This window comes from Treponema peruense (genome assembly GCF_016117655.1).
Taxonomy (GTDB): Bacteria; Spirochaetota; Spirochaetia; order Treponematales; family Treponemataceae; genus Treponema_D; species Treponema_D peruense.
In genome coordinates this window covers 313,622-327,241 of sequence record NZ_CP064936.1, presented here as the reverse complement: position 1 = coordinate 327,241, position 13,620 = coordinate 313,622, and the positions used below count along the sequence as shown (strand labels likewise).

The window sequence follows — 13,620 nt, the reverse complement described above, 5'->3', positions numbered from 1 at the left end:
GGGTGAACGAAAATGAAAAGCAACAGAGGCTTATAGCACTTGCAAGTTGTGACGGAAGGTGCGAAGTATGCGGAAAGCAGCTTTCACAGAACGGCTGGCAGGGAGCGCACAGGATAGCCAACACAAAGCCGAACAGGACGAAATGGGGAGCGTGGATTATCGACCACCCGATGAACATAGCGATTGTATGCAGTCTTGGATGTAATCAACTGTGCAACATCGGGAATAATCCAGGCAAATGCCTGCGTCTTGTAAAGGAAATTGTGGAAAAAGAAATAAAAAAATTTTAAGGGGAAATAAATGAATAAATTTAAAAGTTTTGTTTTTTCAGAGACAACAAAAAAACAGATTGACTTAATGCCGACCCCGGAAATGAAACTGAAATTCTACGAGGCGGTCACAAACTATGGAATGTTCGGAATTGAGCCGGAAAACCTTAATGAGATAGAGATGATTATATGGCTCCCTATGAAAGACCTTATCGACAACTCAAAATCATCAAAAGGAGGCGCACCCAGCGGAAACCAGAACGCACAAAGAAAGAATCTCAATAATGAAGAAAACAACGAAGCAACTGATTTTTCTAAAAACAACTCAAATTATGAAAAACAACCAAAACAACTAGAAAAAGTTGAAAACAACCTAAAAACAACCGAAACAACCTGTTTTGAAGAAAAACAACCAAAACAACCCGAAAACAACCAAACAACCCTTAATAATCATAATCTTAATCATAATGATAATCTAAATGGTAATGGGAATGAGAGAGAGAATCATAATCTTAATGCAAGCGAAGTTGTTTTTGGCTCTCTCTCTCCTTCTCAAACTGAATATTCAAAAAAAATATTTGAGATTTTCAAAAAAGCCAGGCTTCCGTGCGCAAGAGAAAACGAAATCTCATTTCTGCAAACTGATTTCAAGAACGCACTTTCTGTAATCCACAGGAAGGAAGAGCTCCAGAACGTGCACAGCGACGACATAATCCAGGCTTGCAGGAATTTCACGGACATCTACTCAAACCCCGGCACGTACTGCGGATTCAGGCAGAAGATTGGCTTCTACCAGCTTGTGCAAAAACAGTGGTTCTATGACCTTCTCCCTGCCAATTTTGACAAAAACAGGTTTGGAGTCCGAACCAACAACCAGGAAGAAACACGGAAAACGCCGGAGCAGATAGAGACACAGCTTCTTGATGAAATGAAAGACGATCCGCGCTTTATTCCAAAAATCTTTGAGCATTACCACAACGAATGGGTCGAGAGAGGAATGCCGACTGGCGCAAGTTATTTTGGATTCCAGTACGAGAAGTGCCTTTCAGGCTACGGACAGAAGCTGAAGTCAGACTTTGAAAACGAAATGAGAGGAAGCTATGGCGGACAGAAGAGCAACTGAAAACGGACAGGAAGAAGTCAAACTAATGGCATGGCAGCAATGCAAGGTTTGCGGCACAAGTTACCCGGTAAGCCAGACAGTCTGCTACACCTGCTGGAGAAGAGCGAAAGCTGACGATGCCGAGAAAACAGGAAACCTGCTCAAAAGCCGTTTTTCCAAAAGCCTTGTCTTCAAATGCGGGTATGAATTACCAGGCAATTTTATACGGCTTAACGTAGACTATCCGATTCCGAAAGACCTGTCGGACAAATTCTATCGCGGTGGCGGAAGATGCTTTGAGTGCCAGGAAAAATCATACTGCCGGATGTTCGGAAACCCTTTCTACACTTGCGCCAAGGAGGACTGGGAATACTGCAAGTGCAGGATGTGCTGCAAGGTGTTCAGGGAAGAGGCTGCAAAACTTACAGGAAATTAAAGATGAGAGGAGAGAAAACAGAATGCGGTTTTCAGTATTTTCTTGACTTTGATTTTTATGAGCAGGAGGAGAAAAAAGAGATTGATGACTTGCTCTTTTTTGCCGCCCCGGAAAATGACAACCAGAGGCTTATGAATTTGCAGTATGAATACTACCACGGAATGCCGGAAAAGATTGACAAGATATTCCTGCTTCTGTTGGAGATTGCAAGAAAAATCATAAGCAAGGAGGCGAAGGAAAAGAAGCTGATTTTTTGTATTGATCATAAGGAAGAGCTGGCTGTAGACAGCGCAAGTCTTGTGATTGAGCAGATATTAAAAAACAGGCTGAAGATAAGAACCAGTTTTATAGCGTATCTGTATCTTCAGGTAAAAAAAACGATGTACAGCAAGACAAAAGCCCAAAAGCTGGAGGATTACTGTATAAAAAACAACATAAATTTTTTCTTGCTTTCCGAGGACGAAAAAAGAAAAGTGAAAAGGAATTTCGAGGAATATAAAAAAGAGGGGCGTCATGAATAAATATATTTTATTGCAGGAAGCGGCGAACGAGCTGGGAGTGCCAAAAAATAATTTATATTATTATTGCAAAAATCGCGGGTTTAAAATGGTTGCTCAAAAGAAAATCATGGGCAAAGCTTACAGTAGTATATCGCTTGAAGATTTTGAAAAGTTGAAGGCGATATATAAGCGGAGCCCGGATAGTATCGGCATAAACGATGCTGCGGCCCAATTGGGAATAGACAGAGGCGCGCTCTATCAGAGAATTAATAGAGCCGGAATAAAATGCGAATTGTTCGGACGCGTGAAATATATAAAGCGCTCCGATTTTGAAAAAATGCAGGCTGATGCCGCCGGAGATTTTGACGCGCTGCCGGTTTCTACAGCTATAGAGCGTTTAGGTTTGCCATGTTCAACATTTTACAACTATGCAGATAAATTGAAAATTAAAACATTCAGAAAAAACCGGCGCGGCTGGATCAATAATTCAGACTTCGCAAAGTTGAAAGATTGGTTAAAAAATAAGCTTGTAGCCAGTAGCGAAAAAGAACATCAGGGAAATAGCAGCAGTGAAAAAAAAGAAATAAAAGTACGCCCACGCATGGAGTTTTACAAAGTCGATGAGTTCAGGGACGGTCATTGGTGGGTATTTCGTTGCGGATTTTCACAACAGGAAGCGGAAACACTGGCCGCGGAGCTGTCAGCTCCCGGGGCGTTATTCCGGGCAAGCCCGCATATTATACGGCGGTATAATAAAAAGATTGTTAACGGAACAGGAAGATCAAAACTCAAAAAAGATTTTAGGATCTGGATTTAGACACGCAAAATTGTAAGGATTGTGAAAATGACTGATAAAGAACTGGAATATTTGAAAAATAAAATCTCGTTGGAGTTAAAAAAGGCTTATACTCAACTGGGGTTTGAAATTATTTGCAAAAGACTTGAAGAGGCAGAAAAAGAAAATGCAGAGCTTGCACAACAGATTGAAGAATTAAAACTTCACTGCCGTGCTGTAGATGGCGTGAATGCAAAAATGAAGAACTGTACCAACTGTAAATATGCTAGTAGGGAAGAAGGTCATTATGATAAATGTGATTCAGAATATTCGGAATGGGAGTTAAAAGAAAAATGACTATAAGTTCAGGAGGAAACTTTTGAACTTTAGTAAATATCATGCAAAACCTGTAACAATCGACGGAATACGGTTTGCTTCCCAAAAGGAAGGAAGCCGATATTGTGAACTTAAGGTACTTGCACGCGCTGGGAAGATTTCTGACTTGCAGTTGCAGGTGCCTTTTGTTTTGTCAAAAGCTCATCGCAGGACTGGCGAAAAGAGAATGACTTCCGGCAAGAAATATGTTGCCGACTTTGTCTATTACGACTGCATTAACAAACGGCAAGTCGTGGAAGATGTAAAAGGATTCCGCACTAAAGAATACCTGGTAAAGCGCGAATGGATGTTTGAAAAGTACGGAATTGAAATCCATGAAGTGTGAAGTCGGAATCTGCGAAATAACAAAAAAGAAAATATTTTCTTCTTACAATGACTGCGTTAAATATTCCAGGTATGTAAACAGAAAAAACAAAATACGAAGAAAATCAATCGGTTCTGAATACCAGCGCAAAGCAAACGGCGATTTGCCCTACATAAGTCATGTGAATAAAAAAACCAAAGCAATTTATAAATGCATTTTCTGCGGCGGTTATCATTTTTCAAGTCATTACAAAAGTATTGAGACACGCAAACTTGAAGAAAAATGGCTTAAAACGAATACACCAAAAAACGCGAAAACCTGACAAAAATGACTATAAATAAGCAGAAAAAACTGTAGAAATACGCAAAAAAAAACGAAAAATTCAATGAATTTACGGGAATAAATACGGAAAAGAATGAGCAAAAAAGAGGATATTCTGGCAGATTATGTACGCTGGTTTCTTGCAAAAGGAACAGGCGACGAAAAAAGCCAGGTAGAAATATATAAAGAATCTCACCCGAACTGCGCAGATTCAACTGCCAATACAAAGGCTTATCTTTATTTCCGCAATGGTGAAAAACTTTTTGATTCACTTCCCTTTTCGCGCCAGTGTGATTTGTTCAACGTTGGAAAGAAAACTACTCTTGCAGAACTCGGTCATTTGATGAAAGCGACTAAACTTGTAATTAGACCGGAAAAAAAAGAAGTTCCGGACAATACAACGCGCGTTCAGGCTGTAAAGATTGCAGCTGAAATAAACGGAATGACGGGTAAAAACGCAAAGCTTGAAGAAACGGAAGAAAGCGATGATAAACTTGTTTTAAGGCTTGTTGACGGGAAAGAATAATGACGATTGATTCAAACACTATTTTTCCGACAATGTTCAACAATGATTTTCGCGATATTGTAAATCACAAGTTTACAGAATACTGCGAAAAAGGCGGACGCGGTTCTTGTAAGTCGTCGTTTTTGTCGATTGCGATTATTTGGCTTATGGTAAACAATCCCGACTTTAACGCGCTTGTTTTGCGTAAGGTTGCAGACACTCTTTCTGATTCTGTGTATGAACAGTTGCTTTGGGCTATCGATGTGCTGGGACTTACTGACCGTTTTAAGGCTACAAAGTCACCTCTTAGAATTATTTACACAAAGACAGGGCAAAGAATAATTTTCCGTGGTGCTGATGAGCCGAAGAAAATCAAATCGATAAAACTTAAGCGCGGTTATTTTGCGATTACGTGGTTTGAAGAACTTACAGAATTTTCTGCCGAAGATGTGGAAACTATTAAACTTTCAACAATGCGCGGTGGGGATAAGTTTTGGATTTTCTACAGTTTTAATCCTCCTTCTTCTGCAAGAAACTGGTGCAATAAAGAGTTCAAATCGTCTCGGAAAAACACTCTTATTCACAGGACAGACTACCGCGGAGTTCCACAGGAATGGCTTGGGCAGGCTTTTTTTGAAGAAGCGCTTTCTCTTAAAGAACGAAATGAAAGAGCGTACAGAAATATTTTTTTGGGTGAGCCGACAGGAACAGGGCGCAACGTTTTTGAAAATGTAACACTCCGTGAAATTACGCAGAAAGAGATTGATTCTTTTGATTACTGTTTTTACGGCATTGACTGGGGATATTACCCTGACCCGTTTGCTTATGTTCAGATGGCTTATAATCCTGCAAAGAAAACGCTTTACATTTTTGATGAACTTGAACTTTTGAAGCACGGAAACGAACAGGCAAGCAACGCGCTTGAAGAACATCTTTTGAATTGGTACGGAACTGATGTAAACGGGCACTGTAAAGTGAATTACAAGAATGACAGAATTGTTGTCGACAGTGCGGAAGACAAGAGTATCGGAGATTTTATTCTTTACGGCTGGAATATCAAAGCTGCAATCAAAGGACCGCACAGTAGAGAGCCGGGCTACAAATGGCTTCAAAGTCTTAATGAAATTGTAATTGATCCTGCAAGGGCTCCGCATAGTGCAGATGAGTTTTCTTTGTATGAATATGAAATTGACAGAAAGTCTGGCGAAATATTGAGCGGATACCCGGAAGGACAGGCAGACCACTGTATGTCGGCGGTGCGCTATGCAATGGAATCTGTCTGGAGAAGAAGAGGCGGTTAAAATGACTATAAACAGAGAGGAACTATATGTTTGAGAAGATTAAGGGGTTTTTTATGAATATACTGAATGCTTTTCACGGATACACTGTTGAAGAAGTTACAGGAATAAAAACAAACATCACGAATGAGATGTACAGGGCAATCAATCTGTGGGCAGATATGGCAAGCGGTCATGCGCCCTGGAACGAAAAGTCTCCTTCTTGCGGAATACTTGATCAGATTGCAGGAAGACTTCACATGATGGTGTCGCGTGAGATTGGGCTTGAAGTGAATAATCCTGCTATTGAAAAAGCGATGTATCATCTTAATGACAATGTTGACAAGATTGTCGATTATATTACGCTTTTTGGCGGTTGCGTGGCGCGTCCTGTTTTTTCTAACGGGAAGTTGCAGTATCAGCTTATTCCGCTTGGGAATTATCTTCCGACAAGATACGATTTTGACGGAACGCTTACAGGTGCTCTTATTTTGAAACAGATTATCAACGGGCAGCACAAGTTTTTGCTGACTGAAGAACATCTGTATGAAAACGAAAATCACTCTGTAAAATGCACTCTTTATAATAATGATGAGCAGACTTTGCGCAAAGTGTCGCTTGCAAGTTGTCCGCAGACTGAAAATCTTACAGAAGAATATACGTGGCATAATGTAAAACAGCCGATGATTATTGAATTCAGAAGCCACTGTGTAAACAAGATTGACGGTTCAAATGTTCCTGTTGCTCTTATCGGAGCGGAAGGCGTTCCTTACCTGGTAAAATGTGCAGATGAACAGTTTGAGCGAATGAACTGGGAGCAGAAATCGGGTGAACGCAAAATGTGGGCGGATCGTGATTTGTTTGTTAAACGCGAGAAAAAAGGCAACAAGGTTGTAGGTTCGTATATTACAGGAAACGAAGACTTAAACCGTCTTATTATGCAGGTTGAAGGTGACGGCTCTCTTGATTATGCAAAAGTAAAAGAAGTCTCTCCTACTCTTCGTACAGCTGAACAGAATGCAATGTTCCAGCAGATATTGCGCCGCATTGAACTTACAATGAATATCGGCAAGGGAACTATTTCTGACGCGGAAAGTGTTCAGCAGACGGCTACCCAGTACAACGGCGGAAGACAGGAACTTTACGCAATCGTTGACAAGATTGAAGATGAAATTGAAGTGAAGTACCAGACTTGCGCTGATGTGTTTGCTTATATGGCAGCCGCTTACGGTTTGGGAAGTGCTGATTCAACTATTGTAATCAAATGGAATGATGACGCGACACGCAAAGATATTACTGCCGCAAAACAGATTGAACTTCAGGAAATTGCTTCCGGAGTACGCGCTCCGTGGGAATACAGGCGCGACTTTATGGGCGAAGATGAAGAAACTGCAAAAGTAAATGTTCCGCAGGCACAGACACAGGGCATTGAAGATATATTCGGAAAGGAATAACGAATGCTTACTCCGTCTTATCTTGCAGGACTTCCCGATGAAATGGTAAAGATTTATTCTCAACTTGAAGCGGACATTGCGTGCGATATTGCGCGCCGTGTTTCAAAACTCGGTAAGGTTACTGACGCTTCACAATGGCAGATGATGATTCTTGACGAGCTGGGAAGTCTTAAAAAATCTATCAACAAGGCTCTTGTAAAATACAATGCACAGGCACAGAAAGAACTCAAAAGGCTTTTTGAAGAAGCTGTACAGAAATCTGCACAGAAAGATTTGGCGCAGTACAATAAAGCACATTTGAGCGACAACCAGAAGCAGATCCTTGAAGCTACTGTCATGAAACTTTCTGACGGGAAGATTGCAAAGGGCGCGGCTACTACTGACATTATCAATAATCAGTTTAAGGCAGATTATGAAGGTCTTGTGCGTCTTACGCAGACGATTGCAAGCAATGCGGAAAGCCGTTTTGTTGAAGAATGCAACAGTGCTTATATGAAAGTTGCTTCCGGGGCTTTTGATTATGACAGTGCAATAAAGCAGAGCGTAAACTCACTTGCGAAGAATGACAGGACAAGCGTAAATTACAATTACAAAAAAGAAACAAGAAGTCTTTCGATTGAAGCGGCTGTAAGAATGAATGTTATGACAGGAATAAATCAAACCTGTGCAGAAATTACAGAACGTAATTGTGAAGATTTGGGTGTTGAACTTGTAGAAGTTGACGCACACGAGGGAGCACGTCCTGAACACGCAGCATGGCAGGGAAAAGTTTATGTGCGCGGTAAAGCAAGAGAAGTTGACGGTGTGTTTTATGATTCTTTTGAAGAAGTCTGTAAGCCAGGAACTGCAACTGGTATTTGTGGAATAAACTGCCGTCACTCTTATTATCCATACTTTCCCGGAATGGAAAAACACTATGACGGTAAAGACTTAAAGGAAATGAACAAAAAAGATGTTGAGTACAACGGCAAGTTGATGACGAAGTACGAAGCACGGCAGAAGCAGAGAGCGATTGAACGAAAGATAAGACAGTGGAAACGCACGGCAGATATTCAGAAAGCGGGCGGCGTGGACGATACAAGCGCGCGCGTAAAGCTCGGTGAATGGCAGAAAATAGCACAGGACTTTACGGACAAAACAGGATTAAAAAGAGATTACGAGCGTGAGTATATCGGCACGAAGAGCGGAAAACAGCCGAAAGCTCTTTTTGAAAGTAAAACAGTTACAGGTGGCAAAAAGAAAGACCCGTTTGAAGAAAATATAAGACAAGAAAATTTTGCAAATACATATTATAATTCTATAAGAAATAGAAAATCTGAAAGTGATGTGAAAAAGGTTGCACAAAATTCAGGTTTTTCTGTTGAAGATGTAAAACAAATAAGGAATCATGTTTTTAAGGAAGAGCATGATTTAGGGAATGGTTATAAAGAATTATTTGCCCCCGCTGCCGATATAGCTCACGCTTGGCAAAGACTGGAACAAGGGAATCCAACAGAAATTGATAAAATTTTACTTGGACATGAATTGACGGAATTAACTTTAATAAAAAAATATGGTTACAGCCAAGAAAAAGCACACTTAGAGGCTGACAAACTTTACCCTTGGGAGTATAAATTAAAGAAAGGAGATTTAACAGATGATGACATTCAAAAAGATATCAGAGAACGGCTCAAAAATCTCTTACAAAGTTAGTGCTGTTGGTATTGACGGGATAATCGTTATTGATAAAGATTCCGACGAAATATATTTTGATTCAGTATCCGGGTTTCTTTCTGATTCTGAAACAGAAAAGAATAATATTTTGTATCATGCATCAAAACGTATAAGAGATTGTAATTTTGCTGATAAAGTAATTTATGCAACCCATTAAAGTACAAACTCCCCTTTTTCATTTACATCGGCAATATAAGAGCTAATAAACCACATATAAAATTGCAAGGGCTTCACTGTCAATGATTGTAACGGAGCCTTTGTCTGTGTCAACAATGTATTTATAAAAAGAGACATTTTTGCCATACAGGTTGCACATTGCTTCTGTTTTTATTGTGATGTGAGCATTGTTGGCTTCCGCGATTTTACTTCCGCCATTCCAGAACTCAATGTGTGCAACGTTATTGGGGATACCTGTTCCTTCAGAATTGTCTACGGTGCGGTTTAGACTATATTCACACCCAAAAAACAAGAAACAGCCCAACAAGAAAATTAAAAATCTTTTCATTTGCTTTACCTCTGCCCTTATAGTCAATTTTTAAAAATGACTATAGGTGTATGGACAGAATTATAAATGAGCAGACCTATTCTGCGCTTATCAATTATCTTCTGCAGAAAGATACAGGGGTTCAGCTGTTTCATGCTTTGCTGAATGCACAGAAAGCGGAACCAGAAACAACGGCAGAAAAAAAGGAAGGTGAAAGTTAATGGACTATTCGAGAGTAACGCCGCGTTCCAGAAACGGAACGACAGGTATTTCTTATGAAGGAAACATAGGTGCAGGCAAATGCATATGGTGTTCTCCGCCCGACAGGATTGCAGCTGTAAGCGTGTTTGTAAATATTCCGACTGGGGCAAGTGCAACATTTGCAATCGAAGTTACAGGCAACCTTGTAGACAATCTGGGTTCGGATGGGAACGGGTCAAACGGGGCTACGGTGTACTGGTCACCTGTAGAAAGTGACAGTGCAACATATACATCGTCACGCGTGAAGATGATTGCAAACTCTGTAACCGGTATTCGTGTTCGCTGCATAGATTTTAATGCAGGAAAAAGCGGAGCGACCGGAATAAACGTTTGTTTTGTGGGGTAATGTATGGCAAGTGTTATATCAGGAGCGGGAGCGGACAATCTTCTGATCCCGCGCTCTTACAATGAAAAAACAATCAGACTTGAACAGACAGTGGAAAGTACAGAAAGCGGAGGCATAAACACGTGGACTGCAACTTTCCATGACGGACAGCAATCTTTGCTTAATGTGAGAAACGGAAAGCAGGGCGCGACAGGACCACGTGGTGCTACAGGCGCGAAAGGTGATACAGGTGCGCAGGGACCGAAAGGAGCAACAGGCGCTACTGGCGCGAAAGGTGATACTGGACCACGTGGAGCAACAGGTGCACAGGGACCGAAAGGAGCAACAGGTGTGGGAATAAAGACTGTAGAACAGACTACGGCAAGCACTGCTGACGGTGGTACGAACGTTATCACTGTAAAAAAGACAGACGGCACAACAAGCACATTCAGCGTTAAAAACGGTTCCAAAGGAAGCACTGGTGCGACAGGACCACGTGGAGCAACTGGCGCGACAGGGCCACAGGGGCCAAAAGGCGCTACTGGTGCGAAAGGTGATACAGGTGCGCAGGGACCGAAAGGAGCAACAGGCGCTACTGGCGCGAAAGGTGATACTGGAAAAACAGGGCTCGCGTTGACTGTTAACTTTATTGGCAGCTATTCAAAAGACAGTTCCGCTGTAGCAACTACATCACAATTCAACAGAACACCGGTTGTAGGAGAAACTGCATTTAATTTTTGTGCAGGAAACTCTTCGATTTGTTATTGGAAAGTTACTGCGGTAAGCGGAACAAATGTAAGTATTACTTGTACTGCGTCTTATTCAATTAAAGGTGCTACAGGGCCTCAAGGGCCACAGGGAAAGCAGGGTGCGACAGGTGCGACTGGGCCACGGGGAGCAACTGGTGCGACAGGCCCTCAAGGACCACAGGGAAAGCAGGGGGTACCCGGTGTTACTGATGTAGCCACTACTACAAAAGCAGGATTGATGAGTGCAGCAGACAAGACGAAACTGGACAAACTTTGGAAATATGTTACACAATTTCATGGTGAGGTACCTGATATTGCGGCTGGTAGTTATACAACAGAACAGCTTGTAAATATTCTTGTCAATTACATACCTTCAGGAACAACACGAGCCATGCGACCGATAAAAATTGGTTCAGATTATATCAAAGATATTTTCCCAGATTCGTATCATTTTGAGGGTCCGTTAATAGGTTTGTATTATATTCAACTAACAAAAGTAGAAAACTCATCAGGTTTTCGTCCACATTATGAATTAAGGTTCAATTATATTATTGCAGTAGATGGAGTATATTCCACTGCAACAAACAAAACTATTAGACGAACAGTAGTTTACAAAACTCTTGATAATAACAGTCATCACTTTGATGTTGGAGTAAAATTTATATGAAAATATATTATTCAGTTGCCAATTTTATTTCTGAAAAATGGATTTATGATGCAGTTTTAAGCATACTGTCTGTACATATTCATAACCCTGACACCCAGTTTAATATTTATTACGATACGGAAGAAACAAAAGAAACGCTTCTGCAATACCTCGATGGAGTAAATCTTAACTTTATTCTTGATGACTGGAGCGATACTTTTTCAAAAAAACTTACACAATCATATTCTTATACGGGGACAGGAATATATAATCTATTCCGTGCCATGCAGGAAGACAATGATTTTCTTTTCTTTGATACCGATGTATTTTGTTTTGCACCGATAGAATTCAGCAATACAACTGAACTGGCTTGCAAAGCAGTCAAAGGTGATAACGGTCAAACATTTTACACAAGAAGTTTGTGTTATGTCGGGAATATCGTAAATGCTTCTGAAAAACTTGAAAATCTGCCTATTATTGAAACAGGAGCAATTTTTCAAGATGAGATAATTTTGAATGACTGTTTTTCTGATACTTTATCACCACTTGAAATTAAGGGTGTGGCACATCTAGGCAATACTGTACACTTCCAAAAGAAACCAAACTTTGACAAGTCTTTGTTTGAAGAAATCTACAATAAATTAAAATCAAATGAAGATGTATCATCTGTTTTGTATGCAAACTATATGAAAGGAATTGACTGAAATGATTATTTTTTATGATTCAGTAAAACTTAAAGATACAGATGTATCAATGTATGAACCTGTTGACAAAAAAGTCATACTTGACGCTTTTTGTCAGAAAGCACCTGAAGGATTTGAACTTGCAGCTTCAGATATAAGAGACTGTCTTGAACTCTGGGGCAGACCGTTTATGTATATGTCAGACAATAATTGTTTTGATACAGACTATAAAGTAGTAACAAATTACCCTGAAATATATCACGACAGAAGCATGGAACATGCTTTGATTGTGCCGTGACAGGCTGAACTTGCAGCAATGTAAAAATGACTATAAGTGTGGGAGAAACAAGTGAGTACTACTGCGATTATTTCCTGTGCCATTGCGGTGGCAGGATTCATTATATCAATTCTCGGCACAATGGCGCGTCTTTCGGTGAGGTTCGGAAAAATGGAACAGCGTGTTGCAGAAAATGAAAGCCGTGACAAAGAAGAACGTGAAAAAACGCGCGTGAAGTTTGAGGGGCTGTATCATGATGTGAATGTTCACAATACGGCTATTGCGACGCTTTCTACGAAGATTGATTCTATGGCACAGACGGTAGCAGACACAAAAACGGAAGTTCAGCATATGAACCTTAAACTGGACAAAATGATTGAAAGACTTTACGGAGCAACTAAATGTCAAAAACTAGATTAAGAAACGGAATACAGACTTTTTTGTCGGAAGCGGGAGAAGCGGGGTGTTATGCGCTTTGTCTTATTGATATTGCAGAAGAATATTCCGGAAAGCATATTGATGTTCTTGATTCTTTGTTTGACGCGGTAGACAGAGGCTACATTCATTACAACGCGGACGACAGAAACGACGATAACAATTTCTTTGTTGAATACCCGGGATTGTTTCTTGAGATGATGACGGGCGTAAAGTGGGATGTAAGGAAAGAAGCGGCTTTTTACGCAACGAAGGACGGTGAGTATTGTGTTCAAAGGTGGGAACGAAAAAAAACAGGAAATGTTTTGTCTCACTTCCAGCGGAAAGATTTTGAGCCGATTGAAAATTCTCTTACGGCAAAATACGGGAAGATTGCGTCCCAGCGTATTTTAAAGCCGCACAAAAAGGAAGCATAAATGGCAGAGCAGACTTACGAAGAATACAAGAAAATTGAAGAATGTCTTTCTGACGCAGAAAAGAAAAAGTATGTGTCAAGAAAATGGATTTTGACTGTTTGGTGCGGGATTCTTGCAACGCTTGTTGTTGTAATTGAGGGAATTGCCGTTTTTATGGATTTTTCATTGCCGGAGGGATTTACGGGGCTTGGGCTTATGTTTGGGACTGAACTTATTGCCTATATTGGCGGTAATGTTGTTCAGAAAGTTGCAGGAAAAAAGGAAAGAGAACAATGAAATGTAGACGCAAGTC

20 protein-coding genes are annotated in these 13,620 nt (G+C 40.6%); 19 read left to right on the top strand and 1 reads right to left on the bottom strand.

The features are described from left to right. The first annotated feature begins 2 nt into the window (after nucleotides 1-2). From IWA51_RS01655 to IWA51_RS01600, 11 genes are all read left to right on the top strand, one after another. Nucleotides 3-290, top strand: coding sequence for a hypothetical protein (locus IWA51_RS01655; protein ID WP_198441929.1), 288 nt, complete (start codon nucleotides 3-5; stop codon nucleotides 288-290). Nucleotides 291-300: 10 nt separating this feature from the next. Continuing rightward, entirely contained in the window at nucleotides 301-1,392 is a 1,092-nt protein-coding gene (locus tag IWA51_RS01650) for a DUF6291 domain-containing protein (protein WP_198441928.1), read from the top strand. A 279-nt stretch (nucleotides 1,393-1,671) separates the two neighbouring features. Beyond that, nucleotides 1,672-2,328, top strand: coding sequence for a hypothetical protein (locus IWA51_RS01640; protein ID WP_215905254.1), 657 nt, complete (start codon nucleotides 1,672-1,674; stop codon nucleotides 2,326-2,328). Further along, a complete protein-coding gene (locus IWA51_RS01635; protein ID WP_198441925.1) occupies nucleotides 2,321-3,124 on the top strand; it encodes a helix-turn-helix domain-containing protein in 804 nt (267 codons plus the stop codon). The genes IWA51_RS01640 and IWA51_RS01635 overlap by 8 nt, the downstream gene beginning before the upstream one ends. 27 nt (nucleotides 3,125-3,151) lie before the next feature. Then, nucleotides 3,152-3,439, top strand: coding sequence for a hypothetical protein (locus IWA51_RS01630; protein ID WP_198441924.1), 288 nt, complete (start codon nucleotides 3,152-3,154; stop codon nucleotides 3,437-3,439). 22 nt (nucleotides 3,440-3,461) lie between these two features. Further along, nucleotides 3,462-3,803, top strand: a complete 342-nt coding sequence (locus tag IWA51_RS01625; RefSeq protein WP_198441923.1) for a DUF1064 domain-containing protein — start codon at nucleotides 3,462-3,464, stop codon at nucleotides 3,801-3,803. After that, the gene (locus IWA51_RS01620; RefSeq protein ID WP_198441922.1) at nucleotides 3,793-4,104 is read left to right on the top strand and encodes a hypothetical protein; all 312 of its coding nucleotides are present in this window, start codon (nucleotides 3,793-3,795) and stop codon (nucleotides 4,102-4,104) included. Before IWA51_RS01625 ends, IWA51_RS01620 begins: the two co-directional genes overlap by 11 nt. A 93-nt stretch (nucleotides 4,105-4,197) precedes the next feature. After that, nucleotides 4,198-4,629: a hypothetical protein gene (locus tag IWA51_RS01615; protein ID WP_198441921.1), complete on the top strand. Its 432-nt coding sequence runs from the start codon at nucleotides 4,198-4,200 to the stop codon at nucleotides 4,627-4,629. Further along, nucleotides 4,629-5,909, top strand: coding sequence for a PBSX family phage terminase large subunit (locus IWA51_RS01610; protein WP_198441920.1), 1,281 nt, complete (start codon nucleotides 4,629-4,631; stop codon nucleotides 5,907-5,909). Before IWA51_RS01615 ends, IWA51_RS01610 begins: the two co-directional genes overlap by 1 nt. A gap of 53 nt (nucleotides 5,910-5,962) precedes the next feature. Continuing rightward, nucleotides 5,963-7,339: a phage portal protein gene (locus tag IWA51_RS01605; RefSeq protein WP_230402624.1), complete on the top strand. Its 1,377-nt coding sequence runs from the start codon at nucleotides 5,963-5,965 to the stop codon at nucleotides 7,337-7,339. Between the two features lie 3 nt (nucleotides 7,340-7,342). After that, complete coding sequence (locus tag IWA51_RS01600; RefSeq protein WP_198442895.1) at nucleotides 7,343-9,031, top strand: phage minor capsid protein; 1,689 nt, start codon at nucleotides 7,343-7,345, stop codon at nucleotides 9,029-9,031. 220 nt (nucleotides 9,032-9,251) lie between these two features. Here IWA51_RS01600 and IWA51_RS01595 read toward each other — a convergent pair whose 3' ends face one another. Next, on the bottom strand, nucleotides 9,252-9,557 hold the full coding sequence (locus IWA51_RS01595; RefSeq protein WP_198442894.1) for a hypothetical protein: 306 nt from the start codon (nucleotides 9,555-9,557) through the stop codon (nucleotides 9,252-9,254). Between the two features lie 50 nt (nucleotides 9,558-9,607). On the opposite strand from IWA51_RS01595, the gene IWA51_RS01590 reads away from it, so the two are divergent. From IWA51_RS01590 to IWA51_RS01545, 8 genes are read left to right on the top strand one after another with little or no spacing between them, the layout of a single operon-like run. Continuing rightward, nucleotides 9,608-9,757 carry a hypothetical protein gene (locus IWA51_RS01590; protein WP_198442893.1) on the top strand — a complete coding sequence of 50 codons (150 nt, stop codon included), beginning with the start codon at nucleotides 9,608-9,610 and terminating at the stop codon, nucleotides 9,755-9,757. Continuing rightward, nucleotides 9,757-10,143, top strand: a complete 387-nt coding sequence (locus IWA51_RS01585; protein ID WP_198441913.1) for a hypothetical protein — start codon at nucleotides 9,757-9,759, stop codon at nucleotides 10,141-10,143. The genes IWA51_RS01590 and IWA51_RS01585 overlap by 1 nt, the downstream gene beginning before the upstream one ends. 3 nt (nucleotides 10,144-10,146) lie before the next feature. Further along, nucleotides 10,147-11,538, top strand: coding sequence for a collagen-like domain-containing protein (locus IWA51_RS12770; RefSeq protein WP_215905253.1), 1,392 nt, complete (start codon nucleotides 10,147-10,149; stop codon nucleotides 11,536-11,538). Beyond that, on the top strand, nucleotides 11,535-12,221 hold the full coding sequence (locus IWA51_RS01565) for a hypothetical protein (RefSeq protein WP_198441912.1): 687 nt from the start codon (nucleotides 11,535-11,537) through the stop codon (nucleotides 12,219-12,221). The genes IWA51_RS12770 and IWA51_RS01565 overlap by 4 nt, the downstream gene beginning before the upstream one ends. Before the next feature lies 1 nt (nucleotide 12,222). Further along, nucleotides 12,223-12,498, top strand: a complete 276-nt coding sequence (locus tag IWA51_RS01560; protein ID WP_198441911.1) for a hypothetical protein — start codon at nucleotides 12,223-12,225, stop codon at nucleotides 12,496-12,498. Between the two features lie 51 nt (nucleotides 12,499-12,549). Further along, the gene (locus IWA51_RS01555) at nucleotides 12,550-12,897 is read left to right on the top strand and encodes a hypothetical protein (protein WP_198441910.1); all 348 of its coding nucleotides are present in this window, start codon (nucleotides 12,550-12,552) and stop codon (nucleotides 12,895-12,897) included. Further along, nucleotides 12,879-13,328: a hypothetical protein gene (locus tag IWA51_RS01550; protein WP_198441909.1), complete on the top strand. Its 450-nt coding sequence runs from the start codon at nucleotides 12,879-12,881 to the stop codon at nucleotides 13,326-13,328. Before IWA51_RS01555 ends, IWA51_RS01550 begins: the two co-directional genes overlap by 19 nt. Next, the gene (locus tag IWA51_RS01545) at nucleotides 13,329-13,604 is read left to right on the top strand and encodes a hypothetical protein (RefSeq protein ID WP_198441908.1); all 276 of its coding nucleotides are present in this window, start codon (nucleotides 13,329-13,331) and stop codon (nucleotides 13,602-13,604) included. It begins immediately after the preceding gene. Nucleotides 13,605-13,620: the final 16 nt, after the last annotated feature.

What these genes read in the sequence shown, in the direction of transcription:
- IWA51_RS01550 (WP_198441909.1), top strand. Translation starts at nt 12,879, where the DNA reads ATGTCAAAAACTAGATTAAGAAACGGAATACAGACTTTTTTGTCGGAA.
- IWA51_RS01635 (WP_198441925.1), top strand. Translation starts at nt 2,321, where the DNA reads ATGAATAAATATATTTTATTGCAGGAAGCGGCGAACGAGCTGGGAGTG.
- IWA51_RS01585 (WP_198441913.1), top strand. Translation starts at nt 9,757, where the DNA reads ATGGACTATTCGAGAGTAACGCCGCGTTCCAGAAACGGAACGACAGGT.
- IWA51_RS01595 (WP_198442894.1), bottom strand. Translation starts at nt 9,557, where the DNA reads ATGAAAAGATTTTTAATTTTCTTGTTGGGCTGTTTCTTGTTTTTTGGG.
- IWA51_RS01545 (WP_198441908.1), top strand. Translation starts at nt 13,329, where the DNA reads ATGGCAGAGCAGACTTACGAAGAATACAAGAAAATTGAAGAATGTCTT.
- IWA51_RS01600 (WP_198442895.1), top strand. Translation starts at nt 7,343, where the DNA reads ATGCTTACTCCGTCTTATCTTGCAGGACTTCCCGATGAAATGGTAAAG.
- IWA51_RS12770 (WP_215905253.1), top strand. Translation starts at nt 10,147, where the DNA reads ATGGCAAGTGTTATATCAGGAGCGGGAGCGGACAATCTTCTGATCCCG.
- IWA51_RS01605 (WP_230402624.1), top strand. Translation starts at nt 5,963, where the DNA reads ATGAATATACTGAATGCTTTTCACGGATACACTGTTGAAGAAGTTACA.
- IWA51_RS01610 (WP_198441920.1), top strand. Translation starts at nt 4,629, where the DNA reads ATGACGATTGATTCAAACACTATTTTTCCGACAATGTTCAACAATGAT.
- IWA51_RS01630 (WP_198441924.1), top strand. Translation starts at nt 3,152, where the DNA reads ATGACTGATAAAGAACTGGAATATTTGAAAAATAAAATCTCGTTGGAG.
- IWA51_RS01560 (WP_198441911.1), top strand. Translation starts at nt 12,223, where the DNA reads ATGATTATTTTTTATGATTCAGTAAAACTTAAAGATACAGATGTATCA.
- IWA51_RS01590 (WP_198442893.1), top strand. Translation starts at nt 9,608, where the DNA reads ATGGACAGAATTATAAATGAGCAGACCTATTCTGCGCTTATCAATTAT.
- IWA51_RS01565 (WP_198441912.1), top strand. Translation starts at nt 11,535, where the DNA reads ATGAAAATATATTATTCAGTTGCCAATTTTATTTCTGAAAAATGGATT.
- IWA51_RS01615 (WP_198441921.1), top strand. Translation starts at nt 4,198, where the DNA reads ATGAGCAAAAAAGAGGATATTCTGGCAGATTATGTACGCTGGTTTCTT.
- IWA51_RS01650 (WP_198441928.1), top strand. Translation starts at nt 301, where the DNA reads ATGAATAAATTTAAAAGTTTTGTTTTTTCAGAGACAACAAAAAAACAG.
- IWA51_RS01620 (WP_198441922.1), top strand. Translation starts at nt 3,793, where the DNA reads ATGAAGTGTGAAGTCGGAATCTGCGAAATAACAAAAAAGAAAATATTT.